Source organism: Diaphorobacter aerolatus, assembly GCF_014489535.1.
In the GTDB taxonomy this organism is placed as follows: Bacteria; Pseudomonadota; Gammaproteobacteria; order Burkholderiales; family Burkholderiaceae_C; genus Diaphorobacter_A; species Diaphorobacter_A aerolatus.
The window spans coordinates 3384025-3402596 of sequence record NZ_CP060783.1; the positions used below are offsets into that span (position 1 = coordinate 3384025).

An 18572-nucleotide genomic window follows, 5' to 3' on the forward strand; every position below is an offset into this window, starting at 1 on the left:
TTGCCGGGGTGAAGACCCCGTGCGGCGTAGGTGGTGTGGTGGCAAAACGTCATTGCGGCATCTGTGAAATCTATGAAATACATCATTTCATTAGGAGCGCATGGAGGCCGAGTGGGTGATTGTTATTTGCTATCAAATCCATATTGAGTTGTCACACAGCCCTGAGCAGAATGGTGGACATCTTGGTGAAAACGACGAAACGAGAGGGAGCGTCATGGACAAGCTGGTTTATCCACGCGAGAAAACTTTGGGAACGATCACGCTGGTGCTGGGCATCATCGTCTGGATTCTGTTGATTTTGGGCACGCTCGGCGTGGCGTTGATCTACGTGCTGTTTGCCTTCATCGGCTATCTGTTCGCGCAGTCCGCGTTGATCGCCTGGCTGCGCGGCACCGGCGTGCGGCTGTCGGACCAGCAATTGCCGGAGTTGTACAGCCAGTACCTGGGCTGCTGCGAAAAGCTCGGTATCAAGGAGCCGCCCGAGGCTTATCTGCTGCAGGGCGACGGCATGATGAACGCCTTTGCGACCCGCTTTCTCGGCCGCGAATTCGTGATCGTGCTCTCGGATACCGTGGATGCGATGAACGATCTGCCCGACGGCGTGAATTTCTACTTTGGTCATGAACTGGGCCACATCAAGCAGGGGCATCTGACCGGCCACATCTGGCGCGCGCCGGTGCTGTGGCTGCCACTGCTCGGCGCCGCCTATTCGCGCGCCAAGGAGTACACCTGCGACATGCATGGCCGCGCCTGTTGCGCCACTTCCGACGTGGCCGCGCGGGCGTTGATCGTGCTGGCTGCGGGCTCGGACAAGTGGCGTCTGGTGAACCTTGCGGACTATGCACGCCAGACCATGACGAACCGTGGTTTCTTCCCGGACCTGCATGAGCTGATCAGCGGCTATCCATGGCTCACCAAGCGCGTGGCGCGCGTGCTCAACCCGGACATCAAGATGCCGGGTCGCAACCCGTTCTCGTATCTGTTCGCGCTCTTCATTCCCTACGCCGGACGCTTCGGCGGCGGCGCAGGTGGGCTCGTCCTTTTGATGATGATCATCGCGATCATCGGCATGCTTGCGGCGGCTGCACTGCCCGCGTATCAGGAATACCAGGGCCGTGCCGAACTGACCAGCGAATGGGCCAACTCGACCGCCGCCCGCACGGCGCTGGGCGAGTATTACGTCAGCAAGGAAGAAGTCCCTGATTCGCTGGAGGACGCAGGCATCTCCGCCGCGCAGGCAGCGGGCTTTGAATACGACGCAACGCGCATGAGCCTGACCAAGCAGACCAAGCTCGGCAACTTCGTGCTCGTGCCATCCGAACTCGAAGGCAAGGTTCAGTGGCATTGCTACGGCGAGGGCAAAAGAATCCAGAAGGCCCTGCCCGCAGGCTGCAAGGCGGATGAGGAAGAGGCTGATTAGGGCCTGTTCACACAACGCACGGGGATCGCGTTGTGCAGTCTTGCGCAGCGAGTGCGGAGGATTGCTTGCTAAATGGCCTGCGGGTCCACGTCCACGAGCCAGCGAATCACGGCCTTGTGATTCGCGCGCTCGGCATGCAGCACCGATTGCCACGCCGCGAGAAAGTGCTGAAGCGCGCCACGGTGTGCGCTTTCGATGAGCATCTGCGCGCGCTCCACGTTGGCTACGCGCTGCACGGCCATGGGTACGGGCGGGAACAGGAAGACGTGATCGAGACCGGGCAACTGCGCCTCGCGGGCCCGCTCGCTCACGGCGGTCAGAAAGGCCTGCGCGGCTTCCTGCGTCCGGGCGTCGGCGCGCACCAGGGCTTGGTAGGCAAACGGCGGCATGCCGGCGTCGGCGCGTTCCTGTAGTTGCTCGGCTGCGAAACGCGGGTAGTCGTGCCGGCGCAGCGAGGTGTACAGACTGTGCTCGGGATGCCAGGTCTGGATCCACATTTCCGGCGGATTGCCGCCTTGCTCGGCGATGTAGTCGGCATCGCGACCGGCGCGGCCCGCGGCCTGCATGAGCAGCGCGAAGAGGCGTTCGGGTGCACGGAAATCGCTGCTGAACAGGGCTCCGTCGGGCTGCACCGCCGCCACCAGCGTGATGCGCCGAAAATCATGTCCCTTGGCTACCATCTGCGTGCCCACCAGCACATCGATTTCGCCGCTGTGCACGGCGGCGAGCTGTTCCTCGAGCGCGCCCTTGGCTTTGGTGGTGTCGGCATCGATGCGCGCCACGCGTGCGGCTCGCCGCTGCGGTGTGATCACATTGCGCAGCAGCTCGGCCAGTTGCTCTTCGAGTTGCTCGGTGCCGCGTCCCAAGGGCGAGATGTCCACGTTGCCGCAACTCGGGCAGGCATGCGGCACGCGCTGCGTGAAGCCACAGTGGTGGCAGCGCAGCGTGCGGTCGATCTTGTGGAACACCTGGTGCGCGCTGCAATGCGGGCAATCGCTTTTCCAGCCGCAGTCCTTGCAATGCAGTACCGGCGCGAAGCCGCGTCGGTTGAGCAGCACAAGGCATTGTTCGCCGCGCTCGACACGTTCCGTGATCGCCTGCAAAAGTGGCGGCGAAAACACTGCGCCGCGTGGCTGCTGGCCCATGTCGACCAGACGCACGCGGGGCAGCTCCGCAGCGCCGATGCGGCTCGGCATATGCAGGCGCAGATAGCGCCCGCCGTGCGGATCATCGGTGCTTGGCGAACGGCTGGCGTGCCAGCTTTCAAGCGACGGGGTTGCGCTGCCAAGAATCACCTTGGCCTGTTGCTCGCGCCCACGCCACACGGCCAGATCGCGCGCGGAGTAGCGTGCGCCTTCCTGTTGCTTGTAACTTGCGTCATGCTCCTCGTCGACAACGATCAGCGCGAGCTGCGGCATGCTCGCGAACACCGCCATGCGCGTGCCGAGCACGATGCGCGCCTCGCCCGTGTGAGCGGCCAGCCAGCTCTTGAGCCGCTGCGCGGAGGTCATGCCACTGTGCATGGAGACCACGGCCTCGTCACCGTAGACGGGTGCGAAGCGCTCCAGAAAGCGCGCCTCGAGTTGCGGCGTGAGATTGATTTCCGGCACCATGACCAGCACCTGCGCGCGCGGGTCGGCTTCCAGCGCGCGCTGCACGCTGTGCAGATAGACCTCGGTCTTGCCACTGCCGGTTGCGCCGAAGAGCAGAAACGGGCCGTCCTCGGCCTCGATTTGCAGCGTCGCCCGACGTTGCTCGTCAGACAGCGCAACGGGCGCTGGAGTCGGGTGTATCGCGGCGGACGCAACCCCTGCCATGTCCTTCTTTTTCCTGGTCTTGCGCTGGATACGCCGGGCCATTTGTTCGGGCGTCAGATCCCGCAGTTGCGGCGGCAGCGCGGCCAGCGCCACCTCGCCCAACGCGCGCTGGTAATAGCGTGCGGTGAATGCCGTGAGCCGGCGCCAACTGGCGTCGAGTGGTGCCACGCCCTGTAGTACGCCCGCAATGGAGCGCGGCGTCACCCCTTCGGGCAGATCAGGCACGGCGCCGTCGGGCGGGGCGTCCCAAACCACGCCGAGAACCTCGCGCCGACCCAGCGGCACGCGCACCAGGGTTCCAGGTGCAATGGGCGCATCGCTCAGGTACGACAGCGGCTCCGACACGCTGCTGTGCGCAGGAGTGGACACGGCGACCCAGAGCCAGTGGCTGGCGGGCTTCGTGACGGGAGGGAGCGAGGAATCGTTGACTGACGCGGTGCTCATGGGGCCGTGAAGGCAAAACGGGTTGGGAAGTAGGCGTCGGGTGAGCCGCAAATGTGGCGACCGATCATGCGCTTTTTTCAAGCGCCATTCGCAGAAACCACCGAATTTTCCGCATTGAAAGTCAACTCTGTGGATAACTTTGTTAACTTCTGATCAGCGTTTTTCCGTCGAGTGTGTCAAGGCTCCAATCAACAAAACGCAAAATTTCATGGGTCTGTTGGAAATATTCAAAAAAATCAATGATTTATGCCGCGCTACCGTGATCCTGCCGGTGTGAGCCGCAAGCCGCTTCATCCTGCTTCCCGCTCCTTCCAGCATGTGTACAACTGCGTTGTCAAGAGCAATCGACGCGTGAAAATTGTGGTAGATGGGGCAGATGAATCGGGATTTTGCTTGCGGTTTGAGCGCTAAGTGATTGATTTTCAGCGGGAAACGGCCTGAACTTCAAATGTCTGTGGATAACTTTGTTGATATCGTCCCCCAAGCCCTTGCGGCATATGGCGAACATGGCCGATATCCACTTTTCTGAACTACGCATTCACGGCGGTGGAAATCCGTTTTAAATCAATTACTTAAGAAAAATCTGTTATTTTGAACTTGACCCAAGGCAAGTTTGATGTAACAAAACGTCCGAATGATTTCGCTCTACGCAATTTGTGCATAAGTGGCTGACCGGGAGCACCCAAGCCCCCGTCCACCCACGCACATCAGGCTGCCTTTGACTTTGGCACTTGGCGCATGGCGCGAGAGTGGCCATGCACGGTCTCGACCAGGGCGGCCACATGCTCCGGTGGCGTGAACTGGCTGATGCCGTGGCCCAGATTGAAGATGTGCGTAGGGCCGGTCGTGCTCGCGTCGGTGTGCGGAGCACCAAAACTCTCCAGCACGTGTTTCACCTGCACCGCGATTTTCTCGGGCGGCGCAAACAGCACGTTCGGATCGATATTGCCCTGCAGTGCCTTGCCCGGTCCGCCCACCTCGCCGCCGACGATGGCGCGCGCCTTGCCGAGGTTGGTCGTCCAGTCGAGCCCCAGCACTTCGCAGTCCAGCGGCTTCATGTCTTCGATCCAGATGCCGCCGCCCTTGGTGAACACGATGCGCGGGACGTCGGCGCTATCGGCACCTGTGCGCTTTAGCTGCGCCAGCACGCGCCTGGTGTAGGCCAGGCTGAATTCCTGAAACGCGCCATCGGCCAGCACGCCACCCCAACTGTCGAAAATCATCACGGCCTGCGCACCGGCGTCGATCTGGGCGTTCAGATACGCGGCCACGCTGTCGGCATTGACTTCGAGAATGCGGTGCATCAGGTCCGGGCGCGAGTACATCAGGGACTTGACGAGCCGATAGTCGTCGCTGCCCTTGCCCTCGACCATGTAGCAGGCGAGCGTCCAGGGGCTGCCCGAGAAGCCAATCAGCGGCACTCGGCCGTTGAGCGCATGGCGAATGCTCGTGACGGCATCGAACACGTAGCGCAGCTTGTCCATGTCCGGCACGGCGAGCTGGGCCACGGCGGCTTCGTCGCGCACCACCTTGGCAAAGCGCGGGCCTTCGCCCTCGGCAAACGACAGCCCCAGACCCATGGCGTCGGGTACCGTGAGGATGTCGGAAAACAAAATCGCCGCGTCAAGCGCAAACCGCTCCAGAGGCTGGAGAGTGACTTCGGTCGCGTAGTCCACGTTCGTGGCCAGGACCATGAAGCTGCCCGCCTTGGCGCGCGTCGCCTTGTATTCCGGCAGATAGCGGCCAGCCTGACGCATCAGCCACAAGGGTGTGTATTCGGTGGCCTGACGACGGCAGGCACGCAGAAACTGGTCGTTGGAGAGGGTTGGAAAGCTCATCCCGCGATTGTCGCAGGCTGCGACGGCGTCATAGCCGGAATCTCCCGGCGAGATATGGCTTCACGCAATCCCCGTGCGATGCTTGAACAGGCCCCGGTTGATGACAGTCATGTCGGCGGCGCGCTGACAAGCGGCTTATCTCTTTTCCGATGGATGTTGGGTACTCAATTGGGCAAAGTAATCACAACAACTCGTCGAGTTGCCGGGGCGTTGCGGAGTGTCTTCCGCAAATGCGCACCCAAGCTGTGTTTGTCCAACCATTGCGAGGAGATTGACCATGAAGAAAGAACAAGTGACCGGCCGTCTGGAAGAAGCCAAGGGCGCAGTGAAGGAAGTTGTCGGCAAGGCTGTTGGCAACACCAAGATGCAGGTCGAAGGCAATGTCGAGAAGAACGCAGGCAAGGCCGAAGCGGCCGCCGGCGACCTCGCCAACAAGGTCGAGAAGGTCGTGAAGAAGTAACACCAGAGAGATCAACCTCTCTCAGGCTTCAAGCAAAAGGCCAGCGATTGTTCGCTGGCCTTTTGCTTTTCAATGCACGCGCAGGTCGCAAAGGAATGAGTCGAGCCTTAGGCTGCGACCATTCCTCGGCGATTTCCAGGCGGCGAAGTCGAAATCACCACGCGGTCGCGTCCGCTGTGCTTGGCGTCGTACATGGCCGCGTCGGCGGCTGCGACGAAGGACTCCCAGCTCGCGCCCGTGTGTGGCACGCCGACGTGCACCCCCGCGCTCACGGTGATTTTCAATTTGGCACCCGACGCGAGCGTGAGCTGCGTGGTGCGGATCGCGCGGCACACCCGTTGCGCCATGGCGAGCGCTTTCTGTGCATTGGTGTCGGGCAGCACGATGATGAATTCTTCGCCGCCGTAGCGCGCCACAAAGTCGTTGCCACGTGTCTGCCGTTGCAGGATCTGCGCCACCAGTCGGAGCACCTGGTCGCCCGCGAGGTGGCCGTGCTGGTCGTTGAAGCCCTTGAAATGGTCAATGTCCAGCATCATGACGGATAGCGGTTTTCCTGCGCTGGCGGCGGCATCGAGTGCCCGGGTCAGATCGCTCACCAAGGCGGCGCGATTCGGCAGTTGGGTGAGCGGGTCAATTTGAGCTCTATGCCGTTCAAGTGCAACCTGTCGGTCGCGCAGCATGATCAAAAAACCGGTGGAGGTCACCATCAGCTTGAGAAACAACATGAGGCAGACACTCCACATCGCGAGTAGCGCGCCAACCGGGGCTTCGCTCCCGAAGCCCGGTGACGGCCGATGACTGGAGAACGCGAGTGGCAGTATCGAGACGATCTGCACGCAGGCCGCGCCGGTAACCAATGTCCAACCCACGCCAGGCGTATGGAAACGCATGTGTAGCAGGACGATCAAGGTATAGGCGGTCTGCAACACCGTGATGAGGGTCTGCAGGCGGTTGAACGTGCCGAGGTCTTGCGGCACATACATCACGGCGAGTGCGAGCGACCCCAGCAACGGGGCGAAGACGGTGATGCTATCGCGCGTGACGTCCGTGCTTTGCCGAAAGCGTTGCAGGGCCACGGTGAAGGCGGCCATGGCAGCGCTGATGAAGGTCTTGGACGCAACCTGCAGTTCGACCGTGGCGAGCATGCTCTGCAACGCGAAGAAAAGATAGGCAACGCCGAACAGTGCTGCACTTAAAACCGCTTGCGATATGCCCTGACGCCAGTGCTGTCGACCCAGCATCCACATCACCCAGGACACGGTGAACGCTGCAAGCGCGGTCATGCCGAAGGCGGTGAGAAAGTCTGGCTGAAGTGGCTGCATCGAAACAAAATGTTTTTTGAAGTCTACTGTTTATTTTCAGTTGCTGCCTGGGCCCCGACTGGACGGTCTACCGATTCAGCATCGACGCGCGCCCTTGATGCGCAGACCCCAGATCAATCCGGCGATTGCGGCGCTGGCCGAAGCTGCCAGCACACCGAGCTTGGCGGCGTTCAGCAGCGCTGCGTCGGCAAAGGCCAGCGTGCCGATGAAGATCGACATGGTGAAGCCAATGCCCGACAGCAAACCTGCGAGCAGCATGTGCGACCAGCGCATGTGTGGGGGCAATGCGCAGAGCCTGGATTGCACCGCGAGCCAGCTCATCAGCATCACGCCAGCGGGCTTGCCCAGCAGCAGCGCAGCGGCTATGGCAGCAGTCACGACGGCGCTGCTCGCATCGAGAGCGTTTGACGGAGCGGACTGCAAGGTGACGCCGGCGTTGGCCAGTGCGAACAGCGGCATGATGCCGAACGTCACCCAGGGATGCAGCGAGCAGGCCACGCGATCAACCGGCGCTGCGCTTTCACGACCCTGAAGCATTTGCACGGGAGTGACGAGGCCCAGCACCACGCCTGCCAGCGTGGGGTGCGCGCCGGTCTGCCAGATGCCCCACCACAGCACGGCTCCGGGCAGCACATAGAACCACGCGCGGCGTATGCCGAGCGCCTGCATGCAGAACACCCCGAGCAGGCCGAGTGCGGCGATCAGCAGCATGCTCCACTGCAGTCCACCCGAATAGAACAGCGCGATGATCAGCACGGCAATCAGGTCGTCGATGATCGCGAGCGTGAGCAGGAAGACGCGCAGTGCGGGTGGCATGCCGCGACCGAGCAGTGCGAGCACGCCCACCGCGAACGCGATGTCGGTGGCCGTGGGGATGGCCCAGCCGCGCAGCAGTTCGCCCGCAGGAACGAGCGCGACATAGACCAGCGCGGGTACGGCCACGCCGCCCAATGCCGCCATCATCGGAAGCAGCGCCTGTCGGGGCTCGGCGAGCGCGCCGCTGTGCAGTTCGCGCCGGATCTCCATGCCGACGACGAGAAAGAACACGGTCATGAGTACGTCGTTGACCCAGAAGTGCGCGCTCTGCACAAACTCCCACGCGCCCAGCGAAACGCCGAGCGTGGCGTGCCAGAGTGCATGGTAGGAGTCCTGCGCGGGTGAGTTCGCCCACGCCAGCGCAGCGGCAGCCGCGAGCAACAGCATCACGCCGCCAGCGGCGTCTGAATGGATGAGGCGCGCTATGCGTGCGGTGCAGCGATGGGCAAAGGAAAGCGGCGCGGCAGGCCCGCAGTGAGAAGAGGTCTGTGTCATGTGTCGAGCAGGTTTTTTTGAATGCGCGCACGCGAAGCAATCCGCGCATTCTTCGGTTGCGCTGGCGGCCCGACCAGCACTGCAAAAACCTGCTCCGGCGCGCCTATGCGCCACGAGCACCCGGATGATATTTTAAGTGAAACAGGGCCTTGCCTGTCGCAAAGCCCCTGTTCTCGCTGCCAGGAATCGACGCGAGAATTCGTCGCAGCCGTGATCTTTCAACTCAGGCGCGATTCGCTTCCGAGGGCTTGTCGGAGAGGCTCTGCGCAAGAAAGCCGACGGAAGAAAACGCCACCACGAACACCGCGAACACATAGGCCGCCGTTGCGAGACCAAGGCTGGTGCTGAAGCCCCATTTGAGCGCGCTGCATGCCAGTTCTGCCTGTGGATAGAGCACATCGCAGCGGTACGCTGGCGGCATGTGCACATACCAGGTGACGGCAATGAACATCAGCACCAGCACCACAAAGCCGTTGCGGATGCGATGCGCCGGGGCCTGATGAAGCATGAACAGCAGCATCAGCGGAATGCTCGCGCCCCAGACAAACATCATGAACCAGCTGAGCACCGGCGAGGCCGACAGCAATGGCTGCAGCCATTGCATCTTCGGCATGTTGTCGATGGCGGCAAGCACGTCCCACACGAAGGGCAGTACGAAACCGGCGATCGCCAGGCTTGCCAGAGCAAAGGCCAGCAGCAGATTCCGGCCACGATGCGATGGTTGGCGAATCGGGTTGTGCGATGAAGTCGTTGCAAGCATGGCCCACCTCCTGTGCGCTACAGGGCGGGCAGTGGCCACTCGATTCAGTGAGGCACATCTTGGTGACTCATCCGGAGCTTGACGCGGCCGCTGCGACGCCGAGTGTGGATTGGATGCAGTATCCCCGGACGCCCTCAGTCTAGAGCTTTCATGCGAGCGGCGCTTGTAGGCCAAGCGCCATCCACGGTGGGACTAACCCGCGGTCAGAGCGCCGCCAGCGCCGACTGCACCTCGCTCTTGCTGATCAATTCGGTCAGCACCACGGGCGGTTTGCCGGGCGCGTACAACACATAGACCGGCACGCCGCTGCGGCCCAGTTCGCGCAAGGCGGCGGTGATCTGCGGATCGCGGCGTGTCCAGTCGGCGCGCAGCAGCGCAACGTTTCTGCTTGCGAAATCCTGCATCACGGCGGCATCGGCGAGCGTCGTGGTCTTGTTGTACTGGCAGGTCACGCACCAGGCGGCGGTGAAATCGACGAACACCGGCTGGCCTTGCGCCACGAGCTGCTCGGGCAGGCCGCTCTGCCACGCGCGCCAGGCGTTCGTGCCGACGTTTCCGGATGCGACCACCGAAGACTCGGGCAGCAACTGCGTGACGCGCGGCATCCACATCCAGCCCAGCACCGCCAGCACGATCATCGAGATCGGCGCTACAACCATGCGGCTCTTGCCGTGCAGGGAGAACAGCGCCCAGATCGCCATCGCCAACGCGACGAGCAGCGCGAGCAGGGCGGCCGCACCGTTGATGCCGCTTTGCTGACCGAGCACCCACACCAGCCACACGACCGTCGCGAACATCGGAAAGGCCATGAAGCGGCGCAGCGTGTCCATCCAAGCGCCGGGGCGCGGCATGGCGCGCGCGACGGCGGGAATCCAGCTCGCGAGCAGATAGGGCAGGGCCAGACCCAGGCCCAGTGCCGCAAAGATGGACAGCGCCTGGAACGCGGGCAGCGTCGCCGTCAGACCGAGCGATGCACCCATGAATGGAGCGGTGCAGGGCGAGGCCACGGCCACCGCAAGCACGCCCGTCAGGAACGAATCCGCGACCGGATGCCTGGCCTGCATGCTGGCCACCGAGGAAGGCAGCAGGCTGCGCATTTCAAACACACCCGCAAGATTCAATCCGATGATGGTGAACAGCGCGGCAAGCGCCGCCACCACCGCCGGTGACTGCAACTGAAACCCCCAGCCCACGGCCTCGCCCGCAGCACGCAGGCCGAGCATCAGTGCGCCGAGCGCGAGAAACGACAGCACCACGCCAGCGGTGTAGGCCACGCCGCTCACGCGATGCGCGCGGCGATCCTGCGAATGCTGCGCGAAGCCGACCACCTTGATCGCAAGTACCGGAAACACGCACGGCATGAGGTTCAGGATCAGGCCGCCAACGAGGGCACCGAACAGCGCCGTGAGCCAGATACCAACCGGCGCGGCAGAGATCGAAGACGGCGTTGTCCCGGCATTGGGGTTGCCGACAGTCGCCTGCCCGCCGCCCAATTGCGCATTGGCCTTGAGCGCGGCCTCCAGCGCGGGCGACACGGTGGCGGGTGCCGCCGTTGCGGGCCAGCCGCCATCGACCGGCAATTCGGCACGCCAGCCCTGGCCGTCGCTCGCGACGACGATGGGCATGGGCGAGGGGCTTTCGCTGCGCTGCCTGGACAGCGGCACGCGCGCGGTCCAGACATCGCCATCCCACTGTTGCTGGATGTCGGCGGCGGTCTCGATCACGGCTTCGGTTTCGGGGAAGAACGCGAGCGTCTTGCCCTTGATGCTGGCGGGCAGTCCGGCCACGCGTACCGACAGCGCGTCACCGTCGACCTTTACCGAACCCCTGGCGCTCGCGTCCGCAGGCAGGTTGGCCGGATGGGCTTTGGCCGCTGCTTCGAACGCCGCCGAATGCAGGGCGGTCGTGCCCTGTATCGGTACCTGTAGCGTGAACTGTCCTTCTTCGGGAATGCATTCCTTGCGGCACACCAGCCAGGTGGCGTTCACCTGAAAGGTCGCATTCTTGGCGAGCGGGCCGGGGTTGTAGGTGCTGGCCACGGTCATCGGCACCGGCAAAAGCACCGTGCCCTCGTAGCCAAAATTGGCGAGCGTTCCCAGCGGAATCTTTTGCGGTACGGGCCAGGCGATCTCGCCCGCTTCGATGCCCTCGGGCAGCTTCCATTCGAGCTGCGTGGGAAGGCCCGAGTCGCCGGGATTCTTCCAGTAGGTGTGCCATTCGGGCTGGTGCGTGATCGACAGGCCCAGCCACAGAGGCTTGCCCGGGCCTACGCCCTCGGGCGCCTGGGCAATCAGCTCGGCCTGAACGTGCGGCGTGGTCACCGTGCTGCTGCCCAGTGCCGCGCCGCTGCTGGGCTTGAGCTGGATTTGCGCACCCGCGCCAAACGACAGCGCGCTTGCCGCTACGAAAAAAAGAGTGGGCAGCCAGCGCTGCGATCGTGTGGAAGACATGACCATGGATGTGAGCCTGAGGACCGGCTTAGGTTCCCTATTGTGTCAGCCATGCGGGTTTGCCTTGTGTATGGCGGGATTGTCCCTGCGCCCCGTGCAGCGCGATATCGGCGTTCAGGCCGGTCACCGGCCACTATGGTTTGTACCGAGTGCCGTCGCGGCACCGCGGTCTGCCGCGCCTGCCCCTTCGAGTGAGGCGCGCCTTTTTTCCTGACCGTGATTCGCCGCGCGAATGCTTGTATTGGCTTTTGCAATTGGACTTTGCGCGCTGGCCCTTGCAATGATCTTTTTTCTCAAGCCTTCGAACCTATAAGGAGACAAGCCTCATGCACGGGATTTCGCGTCGGGGAGTTTTGACGGCAACGGCGGCGAGTGTCGCCGCGCTGGGTTTGCCGCAATGGTCATTGGCATCGGGAAAATATCCGGACAAGCCGGTGCGCGTCGTCGTTCCGTTTCCGGCGGGGGCACCACCGACGTGGTGGCGCGCCTCGTTTTGCAGAAGATGGGCGAGGCGCTGGGGCAATCGTTCATCGTCGAGAACAAGGGCGGTGCCAACGGCGCCATCGGCACGGAATACGTCGCGCGGGCCACGCCAGACGGCTACACGCTGCTCTTCAATACCGCCGGTGCGCAGACCCTCACGCCGGTGATCAGCAAGACCAACTACGAGGCGCTCGCGAGCTTCGAGCCCATTGGTCTGGTCTGCGATGTCGGCTTCGTGGTGATTGCGCGCAAGGATCTGCCGGCCAACAACATCCAGGAACTGATCGCGCTGGCGAAGAAGACCGACAAGCCGCTGTCCGCGTCGTCGGGCAGCAGCATGATCTCGCTGGTGACCGAACAGTTCAAGAAGTCCATCAACGCGCCAGCCGTGATCAACGCGCAATACAAGGGCACCAGCCCGCAGATGCAGGCCGTCGTGGCCGGTGAGGTGGATTTCTCCTTCGATTCGTTTGTCTCGGTCGAAATGATCAAGGCCGGCAAGGTGAAGGCGCTCGGCGTGGTTCTGCCCCAGCGGGCCGATTCGTTTCCGCAGGTGCCCACGCTCAAGGAGTCGGGCATCCAGGGCATGGAGTTCGGCTCGTGGGCGGGCATGCTTGCGCCCAAGGGCACACCGAAACCCATCGTCGACGAACTCTCCATGCAACTGGCAAAGATCGTCAAGCTCCCCGACGTGGTGGCCAAACTCAAGGCCTATGACTACGTGCCGCGCTTTGAAAACCCCGAGGAATTCGGCAAGCACATCCAGGCCGATACCGATCGCTGGAAACGCGTGGTCAAGGAGACCGGGTTCAAGATCGAGTAGGACTTGATCGCTGGCCGCTGGCTGCCGGGGCCAGCATTCGCGCCTTGCGCCAGTTGCCCCAGCGGTAATACGCCATGGTCATCAGCATGGAGCAGAACGCGCTGATGGGAAAGCTCCACCAGATCGCGTCTGCGCCCCACATCGGTTGCAGAAAGCGTGCCACGGGCACGCGAATGCCCCACATCGCGATGCCGAGAATGATGAGCGGCGGGACGACGGAGCCCGTCGAGCGGACGACACCCGACAGCACGAACGTCACACCGAAGAACAGAAACGATCCGATCGCGATGTGGTTGAGGTGGCGCGCGGTTTCGATGGCCTCGCTCCCCGGCGGCAGAAACCAGCCCATCATGAAACGGTCGGCCAGCACGATGATCGCGATCAGCGTGCCGGTCATGGCGATGTTGCAGATCACGCCCGCGCGCGCCGTGCCTTCCACGCGATCCCACAACTGCGCGCCCACGTTCTGCGCAGCCATCGACGAACACGCCGCGCCAATGGCCATGGCGGGCATCTGCACGTAGGTCCATAGCTGGAGCGCGGCGCCATAGGCCGACGCGGTGTGCACGCCGTAGGCATTCACCATCGAGATCATGGCGATCATGGCAAGCGAGATCATCACCATCTGCGCGCCCATGGGCAGCCCCTTGGTGATCAGCGCCTTGAGGATGGTCCAGTCCGGCTTGAACAGCCCCAGCTCCTGGCTGCCGATCCACAGCGGATGGGCCCGCATGCGCAGCCAAAGCAGCATCAGGGCGAAACCGATGGCATTGGCGATGAAGGTGGCAAGCGCCGACCCCGTCATACCCAGCCTGGGCACGGACCCCAGCCGAAGATCAGCAGCGGGTTGAGCGCGGTATCGAGAACCACCACGAGTAGCAGAAACCAGAACGGCGTTTTGGTATCGCCCGCACCGCGCAGCACCGCCGAGACGAAGGCGAACAGATACAGCAGCGGAATCGCGAGGAAGATGACTTCAAGATAGGCCTGCGCCAGCGGCAGTGCGTCGGCGGGCGTGCCCATCCACACCATCAGTTTGCGCGACAGCGGCCAGCCAATGGCGGCGATCACCACCGATGCCGCGCCGAAGAACGTCGCGCTCGAACCCAGCACACGCTTGGCCTGCGCGACGTTGTGCGCGCCCATGGCTTGCGCCACCAGAATGGACGCCGCCATGCCGACGCCGAAAATCAGGCCGATCAGGGCGAACATCACATTGTTGGCATTGGCCGTCGCGGTGAGCGCGGCTTCGCCCAGAAAGCGTCCGATCCACATCGCATTGATCGAGCCGTTGAGCGACTGCAGCACGTTGCCCGCCAGAATCGGCAGTGAAAACACGAACAGCGTCATGCCGATCGGGCCGACGGTGAGGTCGCGTGTCGGTGTGCGTCGCGGCAGATTCTCCGGCTTTGTTTTGGTGGACTGATCGGGCATAACTGCGCAGTGTGATCGCTGGCCCCGCTGAAATCTGCCAGACAATGGCGCGAAAGCGGCGTGGCTGCGCAGCGGCGGGCACATGCTGCCACAATGCTTCAGGCCGATGCCCATCGTTCGTTCGCCGATTCCGTTTACGCCATGACAGCTCCCACATTCTCGACAACCGCGCCATCTGCCCACTCGCACAATGCCTGGCCCTCGCGCCAGTGGGCGCAGGTGAGCGCGCACGATTTTGCCGCTGCACGCACCAGCGGACTTGCCGAAGCCACCATCGCCGTACTGCCCGTCGCCGCCGTCGAGCAGCACGGCCCGCATTTGCCGCTTGGTGTGGACGCGGCCTTGTTGCAGGGCGTGATCGATGCGGCCCTGCCAAAGATTCCGGTGGAGCTTCCGGCGCTTTTCCTGCCGCCGCAGAATGTCGGGCTGAGCACCGAACACCTGAGCTATCCGGGCACGCTGACGCTCTCGCCAGCGACCGTCATCGCGCTGTGGACCGAGCTTGGCGCATGCGTGGCGCGGGCCGGCATTGGCAAGCTCCTGCTACTCAATGGCCACGGCGGGCAGGTCAGCGTGATGGACATCGTCGCGCGCGAGTTGCGCATGCACCATGGTCTGATGGTCTACAGCGCGAGCTGGTTCAGCCTGCCGTTGCCCGGCGAGGTGAGCGAGCAATTCAGCGCCGAGGAACATCGCTTCGGCATCCACGCGGGCAGATCGAGACCTCGATGATGCTGCATCTCCTGCCCGAAGCCGTGCACATGGAACGTGCGAAGCACTGGCGCTCGACGTCGCAGGATCGTGCCGAGACATTCGAGATTCTGGGCAATGGCCGCAGCGCAAAAATGGGCTGGGCCATCGAGGACTACAACGAAAGCGGCGCCGTCGGCGACGCGGCATCGGCAAGTGCGCAAAAGGGCCAGCGCGTCGTGCAGGCCGCAGGCACATCGCTTGCGAAGCTGCTCACCGAACTGCATGCGCTGACGTTGCCGAGAGCACTGTGATCGATTGAACACCAGGATTTTTCATTCATCTCAACGACCAGCATGAGCCAAGCAGCAGACATTCCCGCCTACCCCGCAGAACCGGATCACATGGTCTTCGCACTGCCTATGCCCATGGCGCAGGCCTTCGGGCTCAAGGGAGAGGCCATCGGCAATGACCGTGCACGCATCCGCATGCCTTACCAGCAGCAATTCACCAACAGCCGTGGCGACATGCACGGCGGCGCGATTGCCACGCTGCTCGACGTGGGACTGTCGGCCGCCGCGCGGGCCCACGATCCCGCACGCTATGGCGTGATCACCGTGGACCTGACCATTCACTACATCGCGCCTGCTTCGGGCGACGTGATCTGCACGGCGGTCTGCGAGAAACGCGGCCTCAGCCTGAGCTTCGTGCGCGGCGAGTTGCGCAACGACGCAGGTGACCTGCTGGGCATGGCGAGTGGCACCTTCAAGCTCGTGGATCGCACCAAGAGCTGACGCGCGATCACGCGTAGGTGATCCAGTCGTGGTGCGTGTCGGAATCCAGATGCGCGAGCGTGTTGAAGGTTTGCAGCATCAGGCGCTTGGGGCTGATGCTGAATTCCGTCACCGCGCTGTTGCGGATGCGCATGTTCAGCGCAATCATCATTTCGGCGGGCGTGGACAGCACCTCGCTGATCGCCGTGGCAATCGGGCCGCCACTGGACACCAGCAACACGTTATGCCCGGCGTGGCGATCCCGTACCTGATCCAGCACGCCGCGCACGCCGCCCGAGAAATCTTCCCAGCTCGGCATGCCCTGGGGTGTGACGGTGCCGCTCATCCATTGCGCAAGCGCATCGCAGAGCAGGCGGAAATGCTGCTTGTACAGCTCGGGCGTGTTGACTGCCAGGCGCGGTCCGGGACGGATGGCTTCGATCAGCGCGTGGCTGTCGTATTCATTGAGTGCGGGCGTGACGACGAGCGGATCGCATGGCATCCGCAGGCCCTCGCAGATGCCCGCCAGCGTCTGCTCATGGCGCAGCATCGATCCGCGCATGACCGCGTCAAAACGCATCCCGCGCTCGCGCCAATACTCCCCCAGCCGCACGGCCTGCGCATGGCCGCGCGGACTCAGTTGATCGTAGTTGTCCGCGCCAAACGAAGCCTGACCGTGGCGCACAAGGTAGAGCGTTCCCATGGGCGGATTGTGGTCTGGCGGGGTACTGAAACCTGTCTCTGCGGAGACTCCCGCTTCAGCGCCGACTTGCGCCGCGCGCCATCTCGGCAGTCGGCAGCAAGCCACGTACCGAACCCATGATCACGGGCGGCAGCGGGCGTGTTCAGGCAAGTACCCTGGAGAACACCGCGGCGTCCACATTGCCACCGGAGAGCGCGGCGCCGACGACCAATCCCTTGAGCTGCCGGGCTTCCTGCATGGCTGCGGCGAATGCGGCTGCGCCAGCGCCCTCGGCGACGTTGTGCGTGTCTTCAAAGATGGCTTTCATCGCGGCGGCCACCTCGTCGTCGCTGACCTGCACCACATGGTCGAGGTGCTGCATCAGGATGGCCAGCGCAGTCTCATCGGCCACGCGCACGGCAAGGCCGTCAGCGATTTGCGTGGAGACCGGCGCCTCGATCACGCGACCCGCCGCGATGGAGTCGGCATAGGTCGTTGCGTGCCGGCTCACCACGCCGACGATGCGCACCGGATGATTGAGCGTGAGCTTGGCGGCGATGGCCGAACACACGCCCGAGCCAAGACCGATGGGCACGTAGGCCACGTCCATGTCGGGAACGGCCTTGAAGAATTCCCACCACAGCGTGGCCACGCCGCCGAGCAGGTCTGCATGAAAGCTGGGCACCATGAGCGCACCGCTTTGAGCGGCCAGCGCGATGGCGTGCTCGCGCGCGGCCTGGAAGTCGTCGCCGTGCTCGATCAGTTCTGCGCCGAGCGCGCGCATCGCGGCGTTTTTCTCCACCGAGTTGCCATATGGCACGACGATGGTGCAGCGCACGTCGTTCTTGCGCGCGGCCCAGGCAATGCTTTGGCCGTGGTTGCCGCGCGTGGCGCTGATCACCTGCGCAGGCAATTCGCCGCGCTGCGCGAGCCGGTCAAAAAACGTGAGTCCACCGCGAATCTTGAAGGCACCGACGGGGTTGTGGTTCTCATGCTTGAGCCAGCAATCCGTGCCGAGCCGCTGTGACAGCAGCGCCCAGCGGTATTGCGGCGTGGCCTGGAATTCGCCGTAGACGGTGCGCGCGGCGGCTTCGATTTGCGCCAGCGTTGGCAATGTGTCGATGGCAGAGGGTGAAAGATTGGCGTTCATGCAGCGTGGCTCGTGGTGAGTGTGACGAGGCCGCGCGGTGTGGACAGCGTTGCGCGGATGGCGGGTGTGCTTGCGTGCTCGATGGTGATGTGCGCGCGCGGCAGCCCCGCGGCATCGAGCGCGTCGCGCAGCAACTGCGCGTCGGGGTGTTCGAGTTGCAGCGCGTCGAGCCGAACACCGCTTGGCGGCAGGCTGTCGCATGGGTGCACGTCACCCCATTGAATCAACGTGGGCAGGCAGCCGCTCATCAGCCGCTGGCCGTCGTCGCGCACGGTGATCTGCCATTCGAGCAGGCCCGTGGCCGTGGGGCGGCTGGCGTGAATCAGGGTGCCGCGATCAACGCCGAGCTGTGTTCTCCATGCCGCGTGAGCCCGTGCAAGATCGGGCACGGCGGCGACCCAGTGAATGAGTTGCGGACCGTGCTGCGCGACTTGCGCAAGCAGCACGGGATCGTCCATGTCGAACCAGCGCTGCTGGCCCGCCGAGCGCGTCGGCACCGCTTTTGCATCGAGCGCGATGATCTCCAGATAGGCACGCGGAAATGCAGCGCACGCCACGTTGATCAGCCGGTTGTGGGTGCCCATGAGCGGGTGTTCGCCGCCCGCATCGGGTATCACGCCCAAGGTCTTTTCGCACCAGCGAACGCCCTCGTTCAAGGTGTCGGCGAGGACGACGAGGTGGTCAAGACGTGATGCGTTTGCAGCATTCATCATCA

At 63.5% G+C, this 18572-nt stretch carries 12 protein-coding genes and 3 pseudogenes; 5 read left to right on the forward strand and 10 right to left on the reverse strand.

The genetic code is table 11. The annotated features are described in order from the left end of the window. The first annotated feature begins 214 nt into the window (after window positions 1–214). Window positions 215–1420: a M48 family metalloprotease gene (locus H9K75_RS15765; protein ID WP_187723342.1), complete on the forward strand. Its 1206-nt coding sequence runs from the start codon at window positions 215–217 to the stop codon at window positions 1418–1420. A 68-nt stretch (window positions 1421–1488) separates the two neighbouring features. On the opposite strand, the gene priA is transcribed toward H9K75_RS15765, so the two are convergent. Both priA and hemE read right to left on the reverse strand, forming a co-directional pair. After that, window positions 1489–3681: a replication restart helicase PriA gene (gene priA, locus H9K75_RS15770; protein WP_187723343.1), complete on the reverse strand. Its 2193-nt coding sequence runs from the start codon at window positions 3679–3681 to the stop codon at window positions 1489–1491. 707 nt (window positions 3682–4388) lie between these two features. After that, complete coding sequence (gene hemE, locus H9K75_RS15775) at window positions 4389–5519, reverse strand: uroporphyrinogen decarboxylase (RefSeq protein WP_187723344.1); 1131 nt, start codon at window positions 5517–5519, stop codon at window positions 4389–4391. A gap of 277 nt (window positions 5520–5796) precedes the next feature. Here hemE and H9K75_RS15780 point away from each other — a divergent pair, with 277 nt between their 5' ends. Further along, window positions 5797–5979, forward strand: coding sequence for a CsbD family protein (locus tag H9K75_RS15780; RefSeq protein WP_187723345.1), 183 nt, complete (start codon window positions 5797–5799; stop codon window positions 5977–5979). 107 nt (window positions 5980–6086) lie between these two features. On the opposite strand, the gene H9K75_RS15785 is transcribed toward H9K75_RS15780, so the two are convergent. The 4 genes from H9K75_RS15785 to H9K75_RS15800 form a co-directional block, all read right to left on the reverse strand. Beyond that, window positions 6087–7262, reverse strand: coding sequence for a GGDEF domain-containing protein (locus H9K75_RS15785; RefSeq protein ID WP_187723346.1), 1176 nt, complete (start codon window positions 7260–7262; stop codon window positions 6087–6089). 114 nt (window positions 7263–7376) lie between these two features. After that, window positions 7377–8612, reverse strand: a complete 1236-nt coding sequence (gene nhaA / locus H9K75_RS15790) for a Na+/H+ antiporter NhaA (protein WP_187723347.1) — start codon at window positions 8610–8612, stop codon at window positions 7377–7379. A 223-nt stretch (window positions 8613–8835) separates the two neighbouring features. Further along, window positions 8836–9372 (reverse strand): hypothetical protein, encoded by a 537-nt coding sequence (locus H9K75_RS15795; RefSeq protein WP_187723348.1) that lies wholly within the window; start codon window positions 9370–9372, stop codon window positions 8836–8838. A gap of 203 nt (window positions 9373–9575) precedes the next feature. Beyond that, entirely contained in the window at window positions 9576–11822 is a 2247-nt protein-coding gene (locus tag H9K75_RS15800; protein WP_187723349.1) for a protein-disulfide reductase DsbD family protein, read from the reverse strand. A gap of 326 nt (window positions 11823–12148) precedes the next feature. Between H9K75_RS15800 and H9K75_RS15805 the strand changes: the two are divergent. Further along, window positions 12149–13128 (forward strand): annotated as a pseudogene (locus H9K75_RS15805) (Bug family tripartite tricarboxylate transporter substrate binding protein). Here the strand turns inward: H9K75_RS15805 and H9K75_RS15810 are convergent. Then, a pseudogene (locus H9K75_RS15810) lies at window positions 13115–14562 on the reverse strand (MATE family efflux transporter). The pseudogenes H9K75_RS15805 and H9K75_RS15810 overlap by 14 nt on opposite strands. 141 nt (window positions 14563–14703) lie before the next feature. On the opposite strand from H9K75_RS15810, the pseudogene H9K75_RS15815 reads away from it, so the two are divergent. Together H9K75_RS15815 and H9K75_RS15820 are read left to right on the forward strand one after the other, a co-directional pair. After that, window positions 14704–15566: pseudogene (locus tag H9K75_RS15815) on the forward strand (creatininase family protein). Window positions 15567–15608: 42 nt separating this feature from the next. After that, the gene (locus H9K75_RS15820) at window positions 15609–16046 is read left to right on the forward strand and encodes a PaaI family thioesterase (RefSeq protein WP_226858261.1); all 438 of its coding nucleotides are present in this window, start codon (window positions 15609–15611) and stop codon (window positions 16044–16046) included. A gap of 7 nt (window positions 16047–16053) precedes the next feature. On the opposite strand, the gene H9K75_RS15825 is transcribed toward H9K75_RS15820, so the two are convergent. From H9K75_RS15825 to H9K75_RS15835, 3 genes are all read right to left on the reverse strand, one after another. After that, window positions 16054–16728 carry a histidine phosphatase family protein gene (locus tag H9K75_RS15825; RefSeq protein WP_187723350.1) on the reverse strand — a complete coding sequence of 225 codons (675 nt, stop codon included), beginning with the start codon at window positions 16726–16728 and terminating at the stop codon, window positions 16054–16056. A gap of 142 nt (window positions 16729–16870) precedes the next feature. After that, on the reverse strand, window positions 16871–17857 hold the full coding sequence (locus H9K75_RS15830) for a threonine dehydratase (protein ID WP_187723351.1): 987 nt from the start codon (window positions 17855–17857) through the stop codon (window positions 16871–16873). Further along, on the reverse strand, window positions 17854–18567 hold the full coding sequence (locus H9K75_RS15835) for a VOC family protein (RefSeq protein WP_187723352.1): 714 nt from the start codon (window positions 18565–18567) through the stop codon (window positions 17854–17856). The genes H9K75_RS15830 and H9K75_RS15835 overlap by 4 nt, the downstream gene beginning before the upstream one ends. Window positions 18568–18572: the final 5 nt, after the last annotated feature.